15 protein-coding genes and 6 pseudogenes are annotated in these 22,000 nt (G+C 69.3%); 12 read left to right on the forward strand and 9 right to left on the reverse strand.

Annotated elements, in window-relative coordinates:
• Position 1: 1 nt before the first annotated feature.
• Positions 2 to 739 carry a pyruvate formate-lyase-activating protein gene (pflA, locus tag OG289_RS39275; RefSeq protein ID WP_442819119.1) on the forward strand — a complete coding sequence of 246 codons (738 nt, stop codon included), beginning with the start codon at positions 2 to 4 and terminating at the stop codon, positions 737 to 739.
• Positions 740 to 964: 225 nt separating this feature from the next.
• Here pflA and OG289_RS49840 read toward each other — a convergent pair.
• Positions 965 to 1,127 (reverse strand): annotated as a pseudogene (locus OG289_RS49840) (zinc-binding dehydrogenase); the annotation flags it as partial.
• Between the two features lie 230 nt (positions 1,128 to 1,357).
• On the opposite strand from OG289_RS49840, the pseudogene OG289_RS39280 reads away from it, so the two are divergent.
• Positions 1,358 to 1,747: pseudogene (locus OG289_RS39280) on the forward strand (site-specific integrase); the annotation flags it as partial.
• A gap of 111 nt (positions 1,748 to 1,858) precedes the next feature.
• On the opposite strand, the gene OG289_RS39285 reads toward OG289_RS39280, so the two are convergent.
• Positions 1,859 to 2,020 carry a hypothetical protein gene (locus OG289_RS39285; RefSeq protein ID WP_327318766.1) on the reverse strand — a complete coding sequence of 54 codons (162 nt, stop codon included), beginning with the start codon at positions 2,018 to 2,020 and terminating at the stop codon, positions 1,859 to 1,861.
• A 434-nt stretch (positions 2,021 to 2,454) separates the two neighbouring features.
• On the opposite strand from OG289_RS39285, the pseudogene OG289_RS39290 reads away from it, so the two are divergent.
• From OG289_RS39290 to OG289_RS39300, 3 genes and pseudogenes are all read left to right on the forward strand, one after another.
• Positions 2,455 to 2,697 (forward strand): annotated as a pseudogene (locus tag OG289_RS39290) (ATP-binding cassette domain-containing protein); the annotation flags it as partial.
• Between the two features lie 111 nt (positions 2,698 to 2,808).
• Positions 2,809 to 2,937, forward strand: a complete 129-nt coding sequence (locus tag OG289_RS39295) for a hypothetical protein (protein WP_327318767.1) — start codon at positions 2,809 to 2,811, stop codon at positions 2,935 to 2,937.
• 488 nt (positions 2,938 to 3,425) lie between these two features.
• Positions 3,426 to 4,049 (forward strand): TetR/AcrR family transcriptional regulator, encoded by a 624-nt coding sequence (locus OG289_RS39300; protein WP_067029393.1) that lies wholly within the window; start codon positions 3,426 to 3,428, stop codon positions 4,047 to 4,049.
• Here OG289_RS39300 and OG289_RS49845 read toward each other — a convergent pair.
• Positions 4,016 to 4,442: pseudogene (locus OG289_RS49845) on the reverse strand (helix-turn-helix transcriptional regulator); the annotation flags it as partial. The gene OG289_RS39300 and the pseudogene OG289_RS49845 overlap by 34 nt on opposite strands.
• 349 nt (positions 4,443 to 4,791) lie before the next feature.
• On the opposite strand from OG289_RS49845, the gene OG289_RS39310 reads away from it, so the two are divergent.
• Positions 4,792 to 5,382 (forward strand): TetR/AcrR family transcriptional regulator, encoded by a 591-nt coding sequence (locus OG289_RS39310; RefSeq protein ID WP_327318769.1) that lies wholly within the window; start codon positions 4,792 to 4,794, stop codon positions 5,380 to 5,382.
• A 79-nt stretch (positions 5,383 to 5,461) separates the two neighbouring features.
• Here the strand turns inward: OG289_RS39310 and OG289_RS39315 are convergent.
• Positions 5,462 to 6,166, reverse strand: a pseudogene (locus OG289_RS39315) (class II aldolase/adducin family protein); the annotation flags it as partial.
• Between OG289_RS39315 and OG289_RS39320 the strand changes: the two are divergent.
• Positions 6,157 to 6,840: pseudogene (locus tag OG289_RS39320) on the forward strand (D-arabinono-1,4-lactone oxidase); the annotation flags it as partial. The pseudogenes OG289_RS39315 and OG289_RS39320 overlap by 10 nt on opposite strands.
• A gap of 317 nt (positions 6,841 to 7,157) precedes the next feature.
• Here OG289_RS39320 and OG289_RS39325 read toward each other — a convergent pair.
• Entirely contained in the window at positions 7,158 to 8,219 is a 1,062-nt protein-coding gene (locus OG289_RS39325; RefSeq protein WP_327318770.1) for a zinc-binding dehydrogenase, read from the reverse strand.
• Positions 8,220 to 8,480: 261 nt separating this feature from the next.
• Here OG289_RS39325 and OG289_RS39330 point away from each other — a divergent pair, with 261 nt between their 5' ends.
• The gene (locus OG289_RS39330; RefSeq protein ID WP_327318771.1) at positions 8,481 to 11,693 is read left to right on the forward strand and encodes a bifunctional cytochrome P450/NADPH--P450 reductase; all 3,213 of its coding nucleotides are present in this window, start codon (positions 8,481 to 8,483) and stop codon (positions 11,691 to 11,693) included.
• A 215-nt stretch (positions 11,694 to 11,908) separates the two neighbouring features.
• Positions 11,909 to 13,117, forward strand: coding sequence for an MFS transporter (locus OG289_RS39335; protein ID WP_327318772.1), 1,209 nt, complete (start codon positions 11,909 to 11,911; stop codon positions 13,115 to 13,117).
• A gap of 201 nt (positions 13,118 to 13,318) precedes the next feature.
• Here OG289_RS39335 and OG289_RS39340 read toward each other — a convergent pair whose 3' ends face one another.
• Positions 13,319 to 13,516: a hypothetical protein gene (locus OG289_RS39340; protein ID WP_327318773.1), complete on the reverse strand. Its 198-nt coding sequence runs from the start codon at positions 13,514 to 13,516 to the stop codon at positions 13,319 to 13,321.
• Between the two features lie 441 nt (positions 13,517 to 13,957).
• On the reverse strand, positions 13,958 to 14,881 hold the full coding sequence (locus tag OG289_RS39345; RefSeq protein WP_327318774.1) for a helix-turn-helix domain-containing protein: 924 nt from the start codon (positions 14,879 to 14,881) through the stop codon (positions 13,958 to 13,960).
• A 171-nt stretch (positions 14,882 to 15,052) separates the two neighbouring features.
• On the opposite strand from OG289_RS39345, the gene OG289_RS39350 reads away from it, so the two are divergent.
• The 3 genes from OG289_RS39350 to OG289_RS39360 all read left to right on the forward strand — a co-directional run bounded on the left by OG289_RS39350 (position 15,053) and on the right by OG289_RS39360 (position 18,847).
• The gene (locus OG289_RS39350; protein WP_327318775.1) at positions 15,053 to 16,093 is read left to right on the forward strand and encodes an NAD(P)-dependent alcohol dehydrogenase; all 1,041 of its coding nucleotides are present in this window, start codon (positions 15,053 to 15,055) and stop codon (positions 16,091 to 16,093) included.
• A gap of 153 nt (positions 16,094 to 16,246) precedes the next feature.
• On the forward strand, positions 16,247 to 17,593 hold the full coding sequence (locus tag OG289_RS39355; protein WP_327318776.1) for an aldehyde dehydrogenase family protein: 1,347 nt from the start codon (positions 16,247 to 16,249) through the stop codon (positions 17,591 to 17,593).
• A gap of 165 nt (positions 17,594 to 17,758) precedes the next feature.
• Positions 17,759 to 18,847: an alkene reductase gene (locus tag OG289_RS39360; protein WP_327318777.1), complete on the forward strand. Its 1,089-nt coding sequence runs from the start codon at positions 17,759 to 17,761 to the stop codon at positions 18,845 to 18,847.
• 922 nt (positions 18,848 to 19,769) lie between these two features.
• On the opposite strand, the gene OG289_RS39365 is transcribed toward OG289_RS39360, so the two are convergent.
• Together OG289_RS39365 and OG289_RS39370 are read right to left on the reverse strand one after the other, a co-directional pair.
• Positions 19,770 to 20,888 carry a fatty acid desaturase family protein gene (locus OG289_RS39365; RefSeq protein ID WP_327318778.1) on the reverse strand — a complete coding sequence of 373 codons (1,119 nt, stop codon included), beginning with the start codon at positions 20,886 to 20,888 and terminating at the stop codon, positions 19,770 to 19,772.
• Between the two features lie 7 nt (positions 20,889 to 20,895).
• The gene (locus OG289_RS39370) at positions 20,896 to 21,951 is read right to left on the reverse strand and encodes a ferredoxin reductase (RefSeq protein WP_327318779.1); all 1,056 of its coding nucleotides are present in this window, start codon (positions 21,949 to 21,951) and stop codon (positions 20,896 to 20,898) included.
• Positions 21,952 to 22,000: the final 49 nt, after the last annotated feature.

Consider the following 22,000-nt stretch of genomic DNA (forward strand, 5'->3'; position numbering starts at 1 on the left):
CATGGCCGAGCCGCTGACGGGCCGGATCCACTCCTGGGACCTGTCCACGGGAGTGGACGGTCCCGGGACCCGGTTCGTGCTGTTCCTCAGCGGCTGCCCCCTGCGCTGCCTGTACTGCGCCAACCCCGACACCTGGCACATGCGCGACGGGAAGCAGACCACCGTCGACGAGGTGATGGCCGAGATCGAGAGGTACCGGCCCTTCATCACCACCGCCGGCGGGGGAGTGACGCTCACCGGCGGCGAGGCGCTGCTGCAGCCCGCCTTCACGGCCGCGATCTTCCGCCGCTGCAAGGAACTCGGCCTGCACACCGCCCTCGACACCTCAGGCTTCCTCGGCGCCCGCGCGACCGACGAACTGCTCGCCGACACCGACCTGGTCCTGCTGGACATCAAGTCCTTCGACGTGCGCACCTACCGGAAGCTGACCGGCGGAGACCTCTCCCCGACCCTCAACTTCGCCACCCGCCTCGACCGGCTCGGCGTCCCGGTGTGGATCCGCTATGTCCTCGTGCCCGGCTGGACCGACGACCCTGCGGCCGTCGACGGGCTCGGCGCGTTCCTCGCGGAGCTGGCCAACGTCGACCGGGTGGACGTTCTGCCGTTCCACAAGCTCGGCGCCCACAAGTACGAGGCGCTGGGGATCCCCTTCCCGCTGCGCGACACACCCGCGCCGGATCCGGACCTGACGGAGCGGGTGCGCGAGCAGTTCCGGGAGCATGGCCTGCGGGCGTTCTGACCGCGCAGCCCCACACGGCGTGAGCGAGGTGGAACAGTTCGGAGCCCCGGCCGGATCGCTCCGGAGCGCTCCGGAGCGATCCGGCCGGGGCTCACCGTACGCGGGTGGGGTCTGTGCCCGGTTCTGGGACGCGGCCACACCCTGGCCTGGGAAGGCACCCGGCACCCTTCGTCGGCCGGTCCGCCGTACACCGGGCGGCGTGCGGCAGACCGGTTCGGGCGGTCGCATCTCGACGACGATGCGTGCCTTGATCTGCCCGTTGAGGACCTCGGCGATGGACTCGTCGACGGTGGCACGGACGGGTCTCGTGGATGGCCTCGGCGCGTCCGGCGGCGTGCAACTGGAAGACCTCGTCCAGGTCCTGGCGGGTGCCGACGATGGAGCCGATGTGCACGGCGTGGCGGACCACCACGGCCAAGGCCCTTGTGGTGGCCCGCACGCCGGCAGAGGTGTGATTATGTGAGCTACCACATGTGTCTCATCAGCAGCCCCTCATCTGTCGGCAAATCACCGGCGTGAGTGGTTCCTGAGCGGGGAGATGGCGCGCGTGCCTCGGCTTCGTGATGGTGGACGAATTCCACGTCAACGAGGTGATCGAAGCGGGACGGGGGCGGCATCATGATCGCCGATCTGTGCACGACGAGCCGAGCCCATTCGGAGAGCTGCCCGGGTACCGCCGGCCCGGTGGCTGTGCTGGACCGTGTCGGTGTCCGCGAGGGCCAGCCGTTCATTTTGGGAGGCGACGGGTCGTATGAACTGCAGCTGAACCGTTTTCTGCGTGAGTTGCCGAATTGGGGTGTGCGAGCCGAGAACAGCGTTCTGGGGTACGCCCGGGACGTGATGCTTTTCGTCCGGTTTCTGGAGACGTCGCGGTATGGCAAGTCGATTTGGGCGTGCGACAGCGATGACCTGCGGGCTTATAAGCGAGTGCGGTTGTGGTGTGGCGGGCCGGGTGCTGTGTCGGTGGGGACGTGGAACCGGTCGGTGGCGGCGCTGGACAAGTGGGTGGCGTGGTCACTGGACGCAGGGCTGCTGAAGCGGGCTCCGTTCCGGTACGTCGACAAGACGGTGATGACGCCGGCCGGCCCCCGCCGGGTTCACGTGAACGCCGACATGGAGTCAGATCCGCAGGACGAGCCGTTGCGGTTCGTGTCCTTCGAGGACTACCTGTTGTGGCGGAACGTAGGACTCCGTGGGGAGTTGCCGCAAGGCGGCGCTGATCCGGCGTGGCGGGGGCGGCACGGTGAGCGCAACGCTCTGTTCGCCGATGGTCTTGTTCACAGCGGGATGCGGCTGGGCGAGGGGGCCTGCCTGCTGGTGCCTGAGGTGCCCCCGCCGGGCGGGCCGGGGGAGTTCAGGGTGGCAGGGGCGGTGGCCAAGCGACGCAAAGGCCGCCGGGTGTTCCTGCCGCCGCGCAAGGTGCGCCAGTTTCACCAGTTCCTGGCCGTGGAACGCGATGCAATCGTGGCCCGCTGCACTGCGCAGGGCAGCTTCAGGCCTGCGGCTACGGACCGGACGGTGGTCCGCACGGGCCGGTATGCGCTGGCGACACGCCGGCTCACGATGAACCGGAGGGTGAGGAAGGGGAGGAGGAACCCATGCCCTGGCGGTCGAGTGCCCGGCAGTTCCGCCGCACCCTCGCCTGGCACCTCGCGCACCAGCCCTTCGGCGTCGTTGCAGGCGCCCGGCAGTACCAGCACGCCGAACTGGCACGTGAGCTGCGGTCCGCCATCGGGTACGTGGAGCAGGACGCTCCTGTGCTGGCCGGCACGCTGCGCGAGAACCTGGTCTTCGCGGCGCCCCGCGCGACGGACGACGACATCCGCGACGTCCTGGCCCGGACGAGGCTCGACACCCTCGTCGGCCGCCTGCCCCACGGCCTGGAGACCCCGGTCGGACACCGCGGCTCGAAGTTGTCCGGCGGCGAGCGGCAGCGCATCGCCATCGCCCGCGCCCTGTCAGGATCGACTGTGCCGACGCGCTCTTGGGAGTGGCCGTCGCCTTGGTCGGCACACTGCTGAAGTGACGCGGCGACGGTCACAGACGCCGGTGAGGAGGACGGGAGAGCGATGTCGCTGAGCCGCGTATCGGCCCTGGCCGGCCTCCGTCAGGCGCTGACGGAGGCCGGGGCCGTCGGCGACGAGCGCGCGAGATCGACGCCGATCAGCCGGCCGACCGAGGACTCCGCACCCTCCTGACTCGAACCGTACGCGGAGTTGAATTGGATCGCGGCGTCAGGCCCGCGGGCCAAACGGCCCGCTCCCGCGCGGACACCACGGCCGCAAGGCGGTCCGTGAACTGCGCTCAAGCCCGGGGACGCGCCAACGGGCCGGCCCACCACGCGTCGTACGAGTGACTGTGTGCATTCATGCTCTGCCCGACGTCGTGGGAGCCACGTCGAGCCTGGCCAGGGCGCTGGGCCACCCCTCCGGGTAGAACACAAGATGCTCGCCGCCGCGGCGGTCATCGACCCGACTGGACGCCTGGTCGCTTCTCTCAGCCTGACCGTCGCCGGCGCGACGCAGCCCCGAGGGCGACAGCCGCAGAAAATGCCCGCCGCCTGAGAAGGCGCGAAAGCAGGCCGATCCCCGTCCTCGCCAGGCTCGTGCGTGTGGGCTGCGGCCCACTCTCAATGGCTTCTTGTTCAATCGACTTGCTCGTGAGACTAAGTCGGTAATATGGGCCCATGGCTCATGTCCCAGCGGCCGAGCGCCGCCCTCAACTGATCAAAGCAGCCATCGACCTCATGACGAGAGAAGGAGTCTCGGCCGGAAGCACCCGTGCCATCGCCACCGAACTGGGCGTCGCTCAAGCCACCGTGCACTACACGTTCGGCACGAAGGAGGGGCTCTACCGCGCCGTCATGGAACAGCTCACGGCGGAGCTGCTGGCGCAGGTCGAGCAGGCCGTTCCGGAGGATGCCGGATTCGAGGAGACGGTCGGCACATTGGCCTCAGCCCTCTGGAGCACGGTGCGCGAGAAGCCGGGCCACCACCTCCTCCTCTCGGAGCTGAGCATGTTCGCACTCCGCACGCCCGCGCTCAACGAAGCCCTTGAGAGCCACTATCGTGGCGTGGTCGAAGTGACGGCGAGGCTCGTGACGCAGGCGGCCGAGCGCGCGGGTCAACCCTTGGCCGAGCCCGCAGAAACAGTCGCGCGATTCTTCCTCTCCGGTTTCGACGGGCTCGTCATGCAGCGCCTGACCCACCCCGACGAAGAGGCTGAGGCAACCTGCCTGCAAGCCTTCATCGCCTCCGTTGTGGCGCTGGCACGCGGTCAGCTGAGTCTCGTGGCCGTCCCGGCGTTCTGACCGAGCTCGACGACGACCGGCGGTGGAGTCTGGTTCCGGGGCCCCTGAACCTCAGGGGGGCCAGCTCGTGCGGCCTGCCCCGGCGCCACGCCGTACTCGCGCTCGAAGGCTCTGGCGAAGGCGAACTCCGAGGGGTAACCGACGAGTTGGGCGATCGCGTGCAGCGGGGAGTTGTCCTCGCGCGGGAGGCGCCCCGCGCAGGTCATGCGCCACCGGATTCAGATGGGCGAGCGGCGGCGAACCGACCATCTCGGTGAACCGACGGGCGAAGACAGCACGGGACAGCCCACCCTCGACCGCCGGCTTCTCCACGGTCCACGTGTGGACGGGATCGGTATGGATGGCGCGCAGGGCAGCCCCGATCGCGGGATCACGCAAGGCTCCGGCCCACCCGTGGTCCACGTCCGGACCCGCTCATTGCTCGGCAGATGTCGGCATGGCGCCGCCCCTGGCGCACGAGGGGACCGCGCCGCCCACATGGCCCGGGAGGCGTACACGACCGGCGTCGCCTCGGCCGCCTTCGGCAGCATCGGCCTCGCCACCACCCGGTTCAGCGACGCCCAGGACGACCACGCGCCCCTGGCCTACGCCTCCTCCCAGGCGAGGTCCCGTGGGTGCGCGATCCGGGGGAGCCCTCCTTCGGGGTTCATCAGACCACCCTCCAGTTGGTCAATCGTCCAAGACGCTGAGTTAGGATGAGGTCGCCCAGCAAGCGTGGAGGAGCGGCGCCCGGATGTCTCGCATGGCAGCGAAGGATCGACGAGAGCACTTGATCGCCGCGGCGATCCGCGTGATGGTCCGCGACGGAGTCGCGAAGGCCACGACACGCGCGATCGTCAATGAAGCGGACATGCCGTTGGGAGTCTTCCACTACTGCTTCAAGTCGCGCGAGGAACTCCTGCAAGAGGTCATCACTCGCCTCACGGACAGCAGTGTGGCCACGGCGCGGCAGGTGTTCGCGTCGGAAGGCGATCTCGGCTCGCGTATCGCCAACAGCCTGAACGCGTTCTGGCAGGGCGTGGAGGCCAGTCCGGGCGAGCATCAAGTGGGGTACGAACTCACCCACTACGCGTTGCGCCAGGCCGGGTTCGAAGAACTGGCTCAACGGCAGTACGCCCACTATCTGGAAGTACATCAGGAACTGCTCGCGGAAGCGGCCGAGAGCGCCGGTATCCAGTGGACCGTCCCGCTGTCCGTCCTGGCCCGCTACATGAACTCCGTCCTTGACGGGGTCACCCTGTGCTGGCTTGTCGACCGCGACAGCGAGAGCAGTCGCGATGTGCTCCGCCTTGCCGCCCAGCACCTCGAGGCCCTCACCGAGAAGGCGGAGTAGAGGGTCGGGCGCGCAGCCACCTCGCATGGAAGGGGCAGGCCGGCGCCTGTCCCTTCCCATCTGCGCGTCGCCGGTCGGGTCAGTCGAACAGATCCGGCTGCTCCGCGGTGATCTGGTCCCAGAGGGGCCGGAACTGGAACCAGCCCGGCAGTTCTCCGGAGATCTGGGCGCGGACCATCCGTGCCGTTTCGGCATCGATGAGTTTCGGTTCGCCCGCGGTCATGGCCGGCAGCTGGGCCTGGCACGAGCGTTCCATCGTGATGAAATACCAGGCTGCCTCGGCCACGGACGCTCCGACCGTGAGCAGTCCGTGGTTCTGCAGGACAACCGCCTTGCGGTCACCCAGGGCCACGCCGATCTTGCGACCCTCCTCGGTGTCGTTCACCACGCCGCGGTAGTCCGAGTAGATGCCGTGGTCCTCGTAGAAGGCACAGGCGTCCTGCGTGATCGGGGCCAAGGGGATACCGAGGCTGGAGAACGCCTTGCCGTGCACGGAGTGGGTGTGGGCGGCCGCGACCACGTCGGGCCGCGCACGGTGCACTTCGGAGTGGATGCAGAACGCGGCGTTGTTGACCGGGCGCCTGCCTTCGAGGAGCGTGCCGTCGTGGTCGACCAGGATCAGGTCAAAGACCCGTATCTGGCTGAACGACATCCCGAACGGGTTGACCCAGAAAGCCGAAGGGTTCTCCGGATCGCGGGCCGTGATGTGCCCGGCGACCCCCTCGGAGGAACCGAAGCGCGCGAAGAGCCGGAAAGCCGCCGCGAGTTCCTGCTTCGCAGAACGAGCACTTCGAGTTCTACTGGTTCCCGCACACCGAGAACTGCCTCACCCTGCGCAACAATCGCAGCGCGGGCCCCCTCGCCCCGAGGGGCCGGATCAGTGGCTGGTTCGACGACGAGTTCCTCTCCAACGGCATGTTCCAGGCACTCAATTCACTGGGCCGAGCCGTGCCCGCGACCATCCCGACGATCGCAAGGCTTTCCAGCCGCGCTCTCTCGGCACGGACGTACACGGACATCCCCTACAAGGTCTTCACGAGCCCGCGCCGCGTCCGGATGATCGAACTGGAGTACGCCGTCCCGCGCGAAGCCCTCCTCGACGCCCTGCGCGAGCTCAAGACCATGGTCGACCGCTCAGATCTGCGCATCACCTTCCCCGTCGAAGTCCGCACAGCGCCCGCGGACGACATCACGCTCTCCACGGCGTCAGCACGAGACAGTGCCCATATCGCCGTCCACGTGTACCGGGGCACGCCCTGTCACCAGTACTTCACGGCGGCGGAACGCATCTTCACCGCGTACGACGGGCGCCCGCACTGGGGCAAGCTTCATACCCGCAACGCCGACCACTTCGCCGAGACCTACCCGCGCTTCGGCGAGTTCACCGCATTGCGTGACCGTCTCGACCCGGACCGGCGCTTCGCAAACCCCTGCCTGCGACGGGTCCTGGGCGACTGAACCGGCCACGGGTGCCTACGGCGCGGGCACCCGCAAGTGGGCGCTGCGACGGGATCGGCGACCCATGTGCCTCCGCTGGGAGAGCGCAGCTATCGCGTGGGCGCCTCGGCCGACGGGATGATCACCAGGTGGCTGTGTGGATCCCCGCGGGGGTCCGGGCACTTCATGATGGGATGAACTCGTAGGGACCAGCGACTTCGTGTCGCTCCATGCGCCGCTGACCGCGGCCACGGAGGCCCGAGCGCACTTCGCAGGAGGAGCCCCTCCGGCAACGTGCTGCCGGAGGGGCTCCTCCTGGATCGGGCGGGGCCGCGGAGTCAGGGCGTGAGTACGAGCCGGATCGGGTCGCCGATCTTCTTCTCCAAGCGGGCGACGGCGTCCGCCGCGTCGGCCAGGGGTACGTGGGCGGTGATGGACGGGGCCAGGTCGATCCGTCCGGCGGAGGCCAGGCCGATGAGCTCTTCCACGTGCTCGGGCCCGGAGCCGTAGTGGCCGCGGATCTGGTTGCCCTGGAAGCAGAAGCCCATGCTGTCGCCGATGGTGATCGGCTCCGGCGTGAGCCCTGCCAGGACCAGGACCCCCTCGGGACCGAGTGCGGTGGTGGCCTGTGCGCGGGCCGCGGGGACGCCCGCGAAGTCGAACGCGACCTGAATGCCCCGTCCGCCCGTGGCCTGGTCCACCGCCTCGGCGAAGTCCGCCGAGGTCGGGTCCAGCGCGACGTCCGCCCCGAAGGCGAGGGCGCGTTCGCGCGCGGTGGACAGCGGGTCGACGGCGATGATCGGAGCCGCGCCGATCATGCGGGCGAGCCGGATGCCGTGTGCACCCAGACCGCCCGCACCCCAGATGCCGACCGCCTGCGCGGGCCGGACCGCGCCCGTCCCCACGATGGCGGCGTACGGGGTGGAGACCGCGTCGGGGATGATCGCGGCCTGGTCGAAGGGCAGGCCGTCCGGGACCGGGAGCAGGGTGTCCTCGCGGGCGACGGCGTACTGGGCCCAGCCCCCGTCGTAGTCCACGCCGCGCGTCAGCGGCTGCCGGCATGACATGCGGCGCAGACAGCCTCCGCACTCCCCGCACGCCTGCCCCGCCTGGAGCACCACCCGCTGACCGGGTACCCACATGCCCTGCACGTCCGGGCCGAGGGTGTGGACGACGCCCGCGACCTCGTGGCCGAGGGTGACCGCCCGGCTGTTCGCGACCGCGTCGACCGGGAAGAAGGGGCTGATACTGCCGTCGATCAGGTGGACGTCCGACAGGCACACCCCGGCGGCCCGCACCTCGACCAGGACCTCTCCCGGACCCGGGACCGGCAGGGGAACCTCTTCGACTGCGAACGTACGTGTGTCCAGGTGAAGCCGTCCGGCGAGCATGGTGCTCATGGCGGGAACCTCGATTCGTCCGATGGTGAATGTGCGGATGTGACTGCGCACAAACGATTTGGTCAGTCGACCATGTCGGCAAACCTTGTCAATGGACGAAGTCGTACGTCAAGTCGTCGGCCCGCCTGACGTCCTGCGCCTCCTTCTGGTTCTGTCGGATGACCGTGTCATGCAACACAATCAATCGACATTGTCAGCCGACAATGTCGTGCGTACATTGATCCCCAAGCGACTTGCTGGTGCGGAACGAAAGGCACGCTCATGACTCACGCGTCCGTTGAAACGGCCCAGGCGATCCCCGAGCGTCCTGCGCTGCCCCTGATCGGCCACGTCCTCGACATCCCGAGCGGGGCCGACGGCCTCGTCCACCTGATGAAGGAGGTCAAGGAGCTGGGGCCGGTGTTCCGGGTCCGTGTCTTCGGGACCGAGACCGTCATCATCGGCGGCCTGGATCTGGTGAAGGAACTGTCGGACGAGACCCGGTTTCGCAAGAACGTGCACCCTGACCTGGTCGAGATCCGCCAGATCGCCGGGGACGGACTGTTCACCGCCTTCAACCACGAGGCGAACTGGCAGAAGGCGCACGACATCCTGATGCCGGCGTTCTCACTCGGGGCGATGCGCGGCTACCACGCGACGATGCTCCGTGTGGCCCGCTCCCTGATCGCCAAGTGGGACCGGGCCGCCGGGGAGCATGCCGTGGACGTCCCCGAGGACATGACCCGGCTGACCTTCGACACGATCGGGCTGTGCGGGTTCGACTACGACTTCGAGTCGTTCCGCAAGGACGAGCCGCACCCGTTCGTCGACGCCATGTCGCGGGCACTGCACTTCACCCAGGACAAGGGCGAGTCGATCCCGGGCACGGAGCTGTTCAAGTGGAAGCAGGCCAACCAGTTCCGCAAGGACGCCGAGCTGATGACGGACCTGGTCGACGAGGTGATCCGGCAGCGCAGGGCGTCCGGCGACCCGAGCGCGGACGATCTGCTGGGCCGGATGCTGCACACCCCCGACCCGGCGACGGGCGAGCCGCTGGACGACGTGAACATCCGCCACCAGGTGATCACCTTCCTCATCGCCGGCCACGAGACCACCAGCGGGGCCCTCTCGTTCGCCCTGTACTACCTGACCAAGCACCCCGAGGTGCTCGCGCGGGCCCAGGCCGAGGTGGACGCCCTGTGGGGTGACACGGACACCCCGGACCCCGACTACGGCGACATCGGCAAACTCACCTACATCCGCCAGGTGCTCAGCGAGAGCCTGCGGCTGTGGCCGACCGCCCCCGCCTTCGCCCTGGAGCCCGTCGAGGACACCGTCATCGGCGGCAAGTACGCCGTGCGCAAGGGCGAGACGCTGATGGTGCTCACCCCGGCCCTGCACCGCGACCCCGCCTGGGGAGAGAACGTCGAGCTGTTCGACCCCGACCGCTTCACGCCCGAGCAGGAGGCGACGCGCCCGGTCCACCTGTTCAAGCCGTTCGGCAGCGGTGAACGCGCCTGCATCGGCAGGCAGTTCGCCCTGCACGAGGCCACCCTGCTGCTCGGCCTGCTGGTACACCGCTACCGGCTGATCGACCACGCCGACTACCAGCTGAAGATCAAGCAGTCGCTCACCATCAAGCCCGACGAGCTCACCCTCGAACTCGCCCGGCGCACCAGCGGCGAACGCCGTCTGCCCGCCGTCGCCGCGAGCCGCGCCGCCGCCGGCCAGGAAGGGCCGGCAGCCCGACGCGCCACCGGCACCGCGCTGACCCTGCTGCACGGCTCCAACCTGGGCACCTGTGCGGGCATCGCACGCGATCTGGCGGTGGACGGCGACGAGCACGGATTCGCCCCGTCCGTCGCTCCGCTCAACGACACCGTGGGCAAACTGACCGCCGGTGACGGACCAGTGGTGATCGTGGCCGCGTCCTACAACGGCAGGCCCACCGACGACGCCGCCGAGTTCGTCACATGGCTGGAGGGCCTGGAGCCCGGTTCACTCAACGGCGTCCAGTACGCCGTGCTCGGCGTCGGCGACCGCAACTGGGCAGCCACCTATCAGCGCGTCCCCACCCTCATCGACGAGCGCCTGGCGGAGGCCGGTGCCACGTCACTGCTGGAGCGCGGCGCAGCCGATGCCTCCGGGGACTTCGCCGGTGCGGTCGACCGTTGGACGGGCGACCTGTGGACCGCCCTGCTGGAGCGGTACGGCGACTCGGCGGCGGGGGCCGTGGCGGCCGCCGAACCGGAGGACGACCAGGGCCTCTACGAACTCCAGGACGCCACCGACTCCGTCATCGGCCGGCTCGCGGCACGGCACGGCGTCCAGCCGATGGAGGTGCTGGACACGTACGAACTGGTCGACATGGACCACGAGCTGGGCCGCTCCAAGCGCTTCCTGCGGCTGCGGCTGCCCGAGGGGGTCACCTACCGCACCAGCGATCACCTGGCCGTGCTCCCGAGCAACCCGGAGGGCCTGGTGCGGCGGGTGGCCGACCGCTTCGCCCTTGATCTGGACCGCACGGTGCGGCTGCGGGCCCGCCGCCGCAGCCGCAACACCCTGCCCGTCGACCGCCCGCTGACCCTGCGCCGCCTGCTCACCGACTTCGTCGAACTGCAGGACAGCGCCACCCAGGAGCAGGTCGCCATACTCGCCGAGCACACCGCCTGCCCGCCCGAGAAGCGCCCCCTGGCGGAACTCGCCGCGGCGGACCCGGAGGTCTTCCGCGAGCAGGTGACCGCCGCCGGACGCAGCCTCCTCGACCTGCTGGAGCGCCACCGCGCCTGCGAGTTGCCCTTCGAACGCTTCCTGGAACTGCTGCCGGTGCTGCGCCCACGCCACTACTCGATCTCCTCGTCCGCCGGGGCGACGCCCGGTGAGGTGGACCTGATGGTGTCGCTGCTCGCCGCGCCCCTCCGCGCCGGCGAGGGCACCTTCCACGGCATCGCCTCGCACTACCTCCAGACCGTGACGGCCGGCGACACCGTCCAGGCCCGGGTGCTGCCCTGCAGCGAGACATTCCGCCTGCCCCAGGACGACTCCGTGCCGGTGATCCTGGTCAGCGCGGGCACGGGTCTGGCACCGTTCCGGGGCGCCGTCCTCGACCGCCACCACACCCGGTCCACTGGAACGCTGCTGTGCTACTTCGGCTGCGACCACCCCGACGTCGACTACCTCCACCGCGAGGAGTTCGAGGCGGCCGAGGCCGCCGGAGCCGTCAGCATGCGGCCCACCTACAGCTGCGCCCCCGAAGACGGCGCCCGCTTCGTCCAGGACCGCATCGCGAAGGAGAGCGACGAGGTCTGGGCCGTGCTGGGGGCCGGCGGCCGGGTCTACATCTGCGGGGACGGCCGCCGGATGGCCCCGGCAGTGCGGGAGGCGTTCATAGCGATCTACCGAGACCGCACCGGCGCGGGCGACGAAGAGGCCACCGCCTGGCTGGCCGCCCTGACCGAGTCCGGTCACTACGTGGAGGACGTCTGGGCCGGCTGACCGCCCCCACGCGCGGCGGCAGCAGTCCACCGCACCGAATCCCCGATCAACCCGCCACGGACGCCCAACGCGTCCGTGGCCCGGGTCCCGAAAAGCGGCCCGGGTCCCGAAAGCGGCCCGTCCCCCCTGACTCGTGAGGTCCTTATGCTTGTTGCACGCTCGGCGCTCCGCCGAGGACCGGTGGGTGTCCCCAACTCCTCGCAGGGGGACTGCCGGTGAACGCGCGCAGCGGCTCCGCCCTGACCTTCGCCGTGGCGATGGCGCTGATCGCCGGGGTCACCCTCGGCAGCGGCGGGGCGAACGTGATGCCCGTCTTCGTCGACGACTTCGCCTCGCGCTTCGGACTGTCGGACTCCAGCGCCGGACTCGTCGCCGCGACCCAGCTGATGGCCACGGCGGTCGTGACGCTGCTGCTGGCCAAACGGGCCGCGCGGCCAGGGCGTGTGAGGATGACACGCCTGGGTCTGGCTCTCTCAGGAGCCGGCTTCCTGGCGGCGACGGCGGCCACCGACCCGGTGACTCTGGTCCTGGCCAATCTGGTCGTCGGCGCGGGGCTGGGCGCGGTCTACGCGGCGGCCACGGCCGCGCTCGCCGCCACCGACGACGCCGACAAGGCCTCCGCGGTCACCATCTCCGGCGTGGTCGGCGTGACAGCACTGCTGATCATGGGCGTCCCCGCCGCCAACCACGACCTGGGGGCGGGCACCGGCTTCCTGCTCATGGCGCTGTGCTGTCTCGTCGCCTGGCCGCTGGTACGCCGACTCCCAGAAGGCCCCGCCGGCCCCGCGACACCGGACGCCGGATCCGCCGGTACGGGAGGAACAACGGCCGCGGCGAGGCCATCGGTGGTTCTGCTCCTCGGGACCGCGCTTCTGTGGGCCGTCACCCAGGGCGCATGGTCGTACGCCTCGGTCCTGGGCCGCCAGCACACCGGCATGTCGCACTCGGCCGTGTCGGCCGTCCTGGCGATCTCCAGCGTCGTGGCGCTCGTCGGCGCCGTGGTGGGTCCCATGGCCGCGCGACGCTTCGGGCGCATGCGGTCGATGGCCGCCTTCGTCACGGCCCAGGCCCTGGCGATGGCAGTCCTGATCTTCACCCACGACCCCGTGCTGTTCATCATCGCCGCCGTCCTCTGGCAGGCCTGCCAGCTGGCCGTCATGGTGCAGATGCTCGCCGCCGCAGCGGTCATCGACCCGACCGGACGGCTGGTCGCCTCCCTCAGCGGCGCGGGTGCGCTGGGCACCGGCATCGGCCCGCTGCTCGTCGGTGCCGTCCTCGATGCCGCCGGGGCGGAGGTGCTCGGCATCGTCCTGGCGCTCGGCACGTTCATCGCCTCGCTGCCCCTGCTCCGGATGACCGTGGCCGGCACGGAGGCCCCGGCCGAGGGGCAGCTCGCGCCCTCGTCCGCTGCCGAAACCGGGTGAGCGCTTCCGTTGGATTGTTAGACGCCCCGATGAGGTGAAGCGGCCACCGCTGCCTGACGCGGAACAGGAGCGGTGGCCGAGTCCGTTCGTCGCCCGACGTCTGCAGGGATGTGGCTGAAGCCGAGATCGAGACGCCGCACTACCGGACACAAACCCTCTGGTATGGCACATCGCCGACGTGAGTCCGCCACTCGGCCCGCGTCAGTTCAGCGCCTCCCGCGCGGTGCAGACCTCGGTGACCGCCCGCCCCGGATCGATGACGTGGCGCTGCACCGGGACATGCGCGCCGGCCGCGTACACGGTGGTGCCGTCCGGGCTGAAGGACAGGGAGACGACCGCGTCACCGGGTGTGGTCAGCGGACCGCCGAGGGATGAGCGTGGACCTCGCTTGGAAGACACGAGTTGGGACCGGGAGGTGTCCACTGTCAACCAGTTCTACCTGTGGGCGATCGAGCAGGACCTTGTCCGGGCCAATCCCATCCGTCAGCGCGCGGCTTCGTCGACGCGCACTTCCGGCCCCGCATCCCGGCCCCAGCCCGGCCTGCGGTTGCGACGGAACCCTCCGGATCCGATGTACGTACGGAAGCCAACCTGAGCCGGCTACGGAAGGAGAACAGCGACCTGCGCCGCACCCTCGCCCTGTACGAGGAGGCCATCCGCCAGCTGGCCATCGAAAACGACGCCCTGCGCAGTGGCGCCGCCGTCATTCCCCTGCCCAACCGCAGCACGCTCGCGCCACCCGCGCCGTCCTGAATCCGACACCGCCCCCGGAGGCGTCTGGCGTGCGAAAGGACGCTGGGCGTGGCGCGCAGCCAACTACCGATGATCAAGGGAAGTTCATCAAGCCGTGCGTGCCGGCGGCATCCCGGCTCCCGCCCTTGTCGCGCCGGTGCCCCAGCTGGCCAGCAGTCGTAGTGCCTCCGCGGACGGGGAGTTGGGCTCGGCGTGGTACGTCACCAGCATCTGTTCGTGGTCGTCGGCCTGGTGGAACGACTCGAGGCGGAGGTCGAGTTCGCCGACGAGCGGGTGGTGCAGGCGCTGGATGCCGTGGCACTTCTCCTTGACGTCGTGGGTGGCCCACAGCCGCCGGAACTCCTCGCTCTTCACGGAGAGTTCGCCCACCAGAGCGGACAGCCGGGGGTCCTCCGGATGGGAGCCGGCGTCCATGCGCAGCTGAGAGACGACGTCGTTCGCTTTGTGCTCCCAGTCCACGAACAGGTCGCGGTACTCGGGCCTCAGGAACACCAGCCGTGCCCAGTTCTGCTCCTGCGTGGGCAGCTCGGCCCAGTCGCCGAAGACCGCCGCGGCCATCCGGTTCCAGGCGAGGATGTCCGAGCGCCGCCCCACGAGGATCGCCGGGACGCCGTCCATGGTGTCCAGCAGCGTCCGCAGGGGGCCCCGCACCTGCTGGGCGCGGACGGCCGGCTTCTTCTTCTGCTGCTTCGGCTTCGCCAGGTGCGTGAGGTGGGCGTGCTCGGCGTCGCTCAGCCTGAGCGCGCGGGCGATGGCGTCGAGGACCTCCGCCGACACGTTCCGCCCGTTGCCCTGTTCCAGCCGCGTGTAGTACGCCACGGACACCCCGGCCAGCTGCGCCAGCTCCTCGCGGCGCAGCCCCGGCACCCGCCGGTGCCGGCCGAAGCCCCGCAGCCCCACGTCCTCCGGCTTCAGCCGGGCCCGCCGGGTGCGCAGGAACTCGCTGAGCTCGGCACGCGGGTCCAGCGCGCCGGCGGCGGGCGCGTGCACCGGTTCGGGGTATTCGTCCATGCCTCGAGTATCCACGGTCGGACGCGCACCAGCCTGACCCAGCCAGTGGTAGGCAGAGCGGACGTACACAGAGCCGTGGCCTGGGTGGATGCCGGCCCGTCCGGGACGCTGGCCACTGTGCCCGGCCGGAAGGCAGCCGGGCAGGGAACCTCAGCCAGGAGAACCATCGGCATGACCACTGTTGCTGCGTACGCTGTCCCCGCCGCCAAGGCTCCCTTGGAGCGCACCACCATCGAGCGCCGCGCGGTTCGCGAGTTCGATGTGCTGATCGACATCAAGTTCGCGGGTATCTGCCACTCGGACATCCACCAGGCCCGCGAGGGCTGGGGCGAGGCGATCTTCCCGATGGTCCCGGGCCACGAGATCGCGGGTGTCGTCTCCGAGGTCGGCCCCGGGGTGACCAAGTACAAGGTCGGCGACCGCGTGGGCGTCGGCTGCCTGGTCGACTCCTGCCGCGAGTGCGACAACTGCAAGGCCGGCCAGGAACAGCACTGTGTACGGGGGGCTGTCCAGACGTACAACGGCATCGGTCGTGACGGAGAGCCCACCTACGGCGGCTACGCCACGCACGTCGTCGTCGACGAGAACTTCGTCGTCCGTATCCCCGACGGGCTGTCCCTGGACGTCGCCGCGCCGCTGCTGTGCGCGGGCATCACCACGTACGCGCCGCTCAAGCAGTGGGGCGCGGGCCCCGGCAAGAAGGTCGCTGTGGTCGGTCTGGGCGGTCTCGGCCACGTGGGCGTCAAGATCGCGCACGCGCTCGGCGCGGAGGTCACGGTCCTCTCCCAGTCGCTGCGCAAGAAGGACGACGGCCTGAAGCTGGGCGCCGACCACTATTACGCGACCAGTGACCCGAAGACGTTCGAGGAGCTCGCGGGCTCCTTCGACCTGATCGTCTCCACGGTGTCGGCGCCACTGGACTTCGGCGCGTACCTCAGTCTGCTCCGGACGGGCGGCGCCCTGGTGAACGTGGGCGTCCCGGAGGAGCCCGTCGCCTTCCATCCGTTCTCCCTCATCGGTGGCAACAAGATCCTCGCCGGGTCGATGATCGGCGGCATTCCCGAGACGCAGGAGATGTTGGACTTCTGCGCCGAGCACGGCATCGGCGCGGAGATCGAGCTGATCACCGCATCCGAGATCAACGAGGCATACGAGCGGGTCACCGCCAGCGATGTGCGCTACCGGTTCGTGATCGACACGGCCACCATCTGAGACCGGTCGAGCGAGTGAGGGCCCCGGCGGACGAGGCGGATTCCAGGGGTCGTTGAAGCACAAGCCGTCATCCGTCACCTACCACATCACCAGTACCACGGCAGGCCCACGCCTTTGACGGCGTGGCGTGCATCAAGAACGGAGTACACCCCCATGACCGCAACAACAGCCAATGAGTCGAGGACGCGCCGGAGCGAAACGGCCGCGGAGGTGGTCGGCCGCCTTCGCGCGACGTTCAACACCGGCGTCACCCGCGGACTGGACTGGCGCGTCAACCAGCTGCAGCGGCTGCGGGCACTGCTGGTCGAGAACGAGCAGGAGCTGATCGAAGCGCTCTGGGCGGATCTGAGGAAGAACGCCGCCGAGGCCAAGATGCAGGAGATCGACTTCACCGTCGCCGACATCGACGAGGCACTGGCGAACCTCGAAAACTGGCTTCAGCCTCGCCCGGTGGAGGTTCCCGCCCACTTCGGTCCCACGACAACGGCCTACACCACGTACGACCCGCTCGGGGTCATCCTGGTGATCGCTCCGTGGAATTTCCCGCTGCACCTTCTCATCGACCCCATCATCGGCGCACTGGCCGCCGGAAACACCGTGGTGGCCAAGCCGAGCGAGATCTCGGTGCACACATCGGCAGTGGCTTCACGCCTCCTGCGACAGTACTTCGACGCCGACGTGCTCACCGTCGTCGAGGGGGGCGCCGAGGAGACCACGGCCCTGCTGGCACAGCGTTTCGACCATATCTTCTACACCGGCAATGGCACCGTCGGCCGGATCGTCATGGCCGCAGCCGCCAAGAACCTCACCCCCGTCACGCTCGAACTCGGAGGCAAGTCGCCGGTCTTCGTGGCGCCCGACGCCGACGTGGACGAGACCGCGAAGCGGCTGGTCGGTGCCAAGTTCGGCAACGCGGGGCAGCAGTGCATAGCCCCCGACTACGTTCTGGCCGATCCTGCCACCGCCGCCGCACTGGTCCCCGCCCTCCGCGCGGCGGTCGACGCCCAGTTCGGCTCCACTCCGCAGACCTCAGCCGACTTCGGCCGGATCATCAACGAGCGGCACTTCGACCGGCTCACCGCTCTGCTGGACTCCGGCCGGGCGGCGGTGGGAGGCCGGCACGACCGCGACGACCTGTTCATCGCACCGACCGTGCTCACCGATGTCGACCCCGCATCGCCGGTCATGCAGGAGGAGATCTTCGGTCCGATCCTCGCCGTCGTCGAAGTCGCCGACCTCGATGCCGCCATCGCCTTCATCAACGAACGCGAAAAGCCACTCGCGCTCTACGCCTTCACCACGTCCGAGGCCACCAAGTCGCGCCTCGTGAACGAGACTTCCTCCGGCGGCGTCGCCTGGGGCCAGCCGGTGATGCAACTGCTCATGCCCGGCCTGCCTTTCGGCGGCGTCGGCGAAAGCGGCATGGGCCGGTACCACGGCCGGTATTCCCTCGAGACGTTCAGCCACCTCAAGGCCGTCGCGGACGTGCCGCTCAACTAGGCCCGCGCTCTCCCGAAGCAGGCTGCCCGACTGGTGATCGGCTACGCAGAAAGTGCCTCTGCCCAGCCGAAATGAGGACTGCTGAGGTCCCGGTTCCCTGACACCCGCCGGGCCCATGCTGCCGCCTGTCTCTTTCACCCGACCCATTCTTCGAAGGAAGCTGCCATGACTACCGCGTTCGACCCGATCGACCTGGGCGGCAAGACGCTGGCCAACCGCGTCGCGATGGCGCCGATGACCCGCAGCCGCGCCGACGCTCCCGCAGCCACGGCGACGGAGCTGATGGCGACCTATTACGCCCAGCGTGCGAGCGCCGGCCTGATCATCACCGAGGGCATACAGCCGTCGGTGGGCGGCCAGGGCTACACCAACACTCCGGGCCTGCACTCCGCCCAGCAGGTCGACGCCTGGCGGAAGGTGACCGACGCCGTCCATGCCCAGGGCGGCACGATCTTCGCGCAGCTGATGCACACCGGCCGGATCAGCCACCCCAGCCTGCTGCCCGAGGGACTCATCCCCGTCGCCCCCTCCTCCGTCGCGGCGGCGGGCCAGGTGTTCACCTACCAGGGCCCCCAGGACTACGTCACTCCGAAGGAACTGGACCAGGACGACATCACCCAGACGATCGCCGACTACGCCGACGCCGCGCGCAACGCGATCGCCGCCGGTTTCGACGGCGTGGAGATCCACGGGGCGAACGGCTACCTGATCCACCAGTTCCTCGCCCCCAACACCAATCTGCGCACCGACAGCTGGGGAGGCGGCGCCGCTGACCGGGTCCGCTTCGGTATCGAGGTCGCCACGGCCGTCGCGGAGGCGATCGGCGGCCACCGGACCGGCTTCCGTATCTCTCCCGGCAACCCCTACAACGACATCGCCGAGACCGACCCGGCGGACGTGCTGGAGACCTACGCCACCCTGATCGCCGGTCTCGCCCGGCTGGACCTCGCCTACCTGCACCTGGTCGAGAGCCCGGACCGCGACCTGACCGCCCGGCTGCGCAAGGACTGGCCGACGGCGTTCATCCTCAACCCCTTCACCCACCCCGAGACCACCGGCCCCGGCGCTCTCGCCCACATCGAGGACGGCACCGCGGACATCATCGCCTACGGCGCGCTGTTCCTGGCCAACCCGGACCTGCCCGCCCGCCTCGCAGCCGACGGCCCCTACAACACCCCCGACGCGGCCACCTTTTACGGCGGCGACCACCGCGGCTACACCGACTACCCGACGCTGCCCGCCGACAGCGCGTGACCTGAAAAAGAGTCATCGCCAGCGAGTGCGGCGAGGCAAGACGTGGCGTTTCAGGCCACCGAAGTCCTCCTGGTCCGGACCTATGTCACGATGGCGACACTGCCGCCTGCCACATCCAGCGGATCACCTTGGGGAACCGGCAGCTGAGAGAAGAACTTGAGGCTGCGACGGGCGTCGCTCGCCTGACCTCCGTCCCTTCCGGGCGGTCAGCAACCAACTGAGGAAGTGGTCAACGGTCAACCGCAAACCCTGGCCACAACCGCTCACGGCCGCGTTCTCCCCAGCATGACAGGGGTCGTTGCCGCGGCGTGGACGCGTTCGAGCAAGTCACGGTGGCGATAGAGGAAGGTGCGGTCGACGCGGGCGGCGGGGGCGATCCCGGACACGGTGACCTCCGCATCGCCGCGCAGGGCGGCATCGAGAGCTTGGACGACGCGTTCGCGACCGCGTCGGAGCACGGTGCCAGAACCGACGTCACCACTGGTCCGGGGTCCTTCACACCGGAGGGCCCTGACCCATGCCCGCAGTGGACAACGGACAGGACGAAACCCATCCATGACTTCGGCTCACCCGCCCACCCCGGCAGCAGCGCAGGGTCGGACACAGGGGCGGCGAGCATCGGTTCCGGCAGTGTCCGCGTCACAGCCCATGCCTTCCACCCAGCCCGCCCGTCGGCAAACCGAGTGCGCGTACGCACCCGACTACCGGCCCGACCATGGCAGGTCAGCGCACTACAACACCTCGCCGGGGGCTGTGTGCTGAGCTCCTGGCGCACGTCCAGGTGGCAGCGCAGCCGGACACTGGCTGCCCCGGATCCCGTGTCGTACGGTCTGACGTCGCCGTCGCCCACCGTCAGCAACGGATCTCACCGAACCCGGCGGTGCCGCCGGTACGGCCGAGAGATCTGAACCAATACCGGGAATCAGGCGGCGACGAGCTCCTGCTCGCGGTCCGGCGTTTTGACCTTGGGCTTCTTGTTCGGCAGCGAGAGCCGGAAGACCTTGTGCCACGCGGAGAACACCTGCTTGGGCAGCGGCCCGGTGACGTACTCCAGCTCGTACTTCTCGAACAGCGCGCGCACCTTCACCGCGACCTCGGCGTACCGGTTGCTCGGCAGGTCCGGGAACAGGTGGTGCTCGATCTGGTGCGACAGGTTGCCGGTCATGAAGTGCATGGCCTTGCTGCCGCTGATGTTCGCCGAGCCCAGCATCTGGCGCAGGTACCACTGGCCGCGCGTCTCGCCCTTGATCGACCGGCGCTCGAAGACCTGCACGCCTTCGGGGAAGTGCCCGCACATGATCACCGAGTGGGTCCAGATGTTGCGGACCAGGTTCGCGGTGAACGTGGCGGCGAGCGTGGTGAGGAACGACGGGCCCGACAGCAGCGGGTGGATCACGTAGTCCTTGAGCACCTGCTTGCGGATCTTGCGGCCCACGGCCTTGGCCCGCGCGCGGAACTCCGGGTTCTTGCGGCGGCGCTTGTGCAGGTTCTTGCCCAGCTCCAGGTCGTACGCTGCGATGCCGTACTCGAAGAAGCAGGCGTTGATGAAGTTCCACAGCGGCTGGCCGAGGTGGAACGGGTGCCACTTCTGGTCCTCGTCGACGCGCATGATGCCGTAGCCGAGGTCGTTGTCCTTGCCGATCACGTTGGTGTACGTGTGGTGCAGCTCGTTGTGCGAGTGCTTCCACTGCTCGGACGGCGAGACGTGATCCCACTCCCAGGTGGTGGAGTGAATCTTCGGGTCCCGCATCCAGTCCCACTGGCCGTGCAGGATGTTGTGGCCGATCTCCATGTTGTCCATGATCTTCGCCACGGACAGACCGGCGGTGCCGAGCAGCCACGCGGGCGGGAAGATCGAGAACAGCAGCACGCCCCTGCTGACCAGCTCGAGCTTGCGCTGCGCCGAGATGACCTTACGGATGTAGGCGGCGTCTTTCTCGCCGCGGCCGGCGATCACCTCGTCGCGGATCGCGTCCAGCTCGCGGCCCAGCTCCTCGATCTGCTCCGTGGTCAGGTGGGCGGTGGGGTCGATGGCGGTCAAGGTGCTCCTACCGTTCGATGTCGCAGGGGCCCGCCGCGGCGGACACGCAGGTCTGGATGAGGACGCCCGGCTCGGCCTCGGTGATCTCGCCGGTGCGCAGGTCGCGGACGGCGCCGGCCTTGAGCGGCGTGACGCAGCCGAAGCAGATGCCCATGCGGCACCCGGAGGGCATGAGCACGCCGGCCTCCTCGCCGATGTCCAGCAACGGCGTGGCGCCGTCCGCGTCGACGGTCTTGCCGGTGGCGCTGAACGTGACCTCGCCGCCGTCGCCGGCGACGACGATGCCGGGGCGGAAGCGTTCGGTGTGCAGGCGCTCTTGTACGCCGTGCTCGGTCCAGTGCTCTTCGGCGGCGTCGAGCAGGCCCGCGGGCCCGCAAGCCCAGGTCTCGCGCTCGGCCCAGTCGGGCACGAGTTCGTCGAGACGGGCGATGTCGAGCATGCCGTCTGTGTCGGTGTGCACCTCGGTGAGCCGCAGCTTCTTGTCCGCGACCAGGTCGTGCAGTTCGTTGCGGAAGATCACGTCTTGTGGCTGTGGCGCGCAGTGGACCATGACGACGTCGTCGAACTCGGTGTCGCGCAGCATGCCCATCACGGGCGTGATGCCGCTGCCGGCCGTCAGGTAGAGCACCTTGGCGGGCTTGGCCTGCGGCAGCACGAAGTCACCGGTCGCCTGGTCGAGCTGGATCAGCGTGCCCGGTTTGGCCCTCCTGACCAGGTGGGTGCTGACCTTGCCGTCCGGGATCGCCTTCACGGTGATCGTGACGCGGCCGTCCTGGCGGTCTGTCGGCGAGGTGATGGAGTAGGCACGCCACAGGCGCACCCCGTCGACGTCGACGCCGATCCGCACGTACTGACCGGCTGTGTGGCCGCGCCAGCCCCGTCCCGGCCTGATCACGACAGTCGCGGCGTCACCCGTCTCGGGGTGCACGGCCTCGATGCGCCCACGCAGGTCAGCGCCCGCACGCAGCGGGCTGACCAGGTCGAGGTAGTCCGACGGCAGCAGCGGCGTCGTGACCATCTCCAGCAGTTTCCACGCCCTGCTGCGGAGGGCTGCACTCGTCATGACTCCAGCTTGCTGCCCCTCAAGGCGTAAAGTCCTGACCGCAGGACGT

It is taken from the genome of Streptomyces sp. NBC_01235 (assembly GCF_035989285.1).
Lineage (GTDB): Bacteria > Actinomycetota > Actinomycetes > Streptomycetales > Streptomycetaceae > Streptomyces.

What these genes read in the sequence shown, in the direction of transcription:
- OG289_RS39325 (WP_327318770.1), bottom strand. Translation starts at nt 8,219, where the DNA reads ATGAGCACCATGCTCGCCGGACGGCTTCACCTGGACACACGTACGTTC.
- pflA (WP_442819119.1), top strand. Translation starts at nt 2, where the DNA reads ATGGCCGAGCCGCTGACGGGCCGGATCCACTCCTGGGACCTGTCCACG.
- OG289_RS39370 (WP_327318779.1), bottom strand. Translation starts at nt 21,951, where the DNA reads ATGACGAGTGCAGCCCTCCGCAGCAGGGCGTGGAAACTGCTGGAGATG.
- OG289_RS39300 (WP_067029393.1), top strand. Translation starts at nt 3,426, where the DNA reads ATGGCTCATGTCCCAGCGGCCGAGCGCCGCCCTCAACTGATCAAAGCA.
- OG289_RS39345 (WP_327318774.1), bottom strand. Translation starts at nt 14,881, where the DNA reads ATGGACGAATACCCCGAACCGGTGCACGCGCCCGCCGCCGGCGCGCTG.
- OG289_RS39360 (WP_327318777.1), top strand. Translation starts at nt 17,759, where the DNA reads ATGACTACCGCGTTCGACCCGATCGACCTGGGCGGCAAGACGCTGGCC.
- OG289_RS39355 (WP_327318776.1), top strand. Translation starts at nt 16,247, where the DNA reads ATGACCGCAACAACAGCCAATGAGTCGAGGACGCGCCGGAGCGAAACG.
- OG289_RS39295 (WP_327318767.1), top strand. Translation starts at nt 2,809, where the DNA reads ATGTCGCTGAGCCGCGTATCGGCCCTGGCCGGCCTCCGTCAGGCGCTG.
- OG289_RS39330 (WP_327318771.1), top strand. Translation starts at nt 8,481, where the DNA reads ATGACTCACGCGTCCGTTGAAACGGCCCAGGCGATCCCCGAGCGTCCT.
- OG289_RS39310 (WP_327318769.1), top strand. Translation starts at nt 4,792, where the DNA reads ATGGCAGCGAAGGATCGACGAGAGCACTTGATCGCCGCGGCGATCCGC.
- OG289_RS39350 (WP_327318775.1), top strand. Translation starts at nt 15,053, where the DNA reads ATGACCACTGTTGCTGCGTACGCTGTCCCCGCCGCCAAGGCTCCCTTG.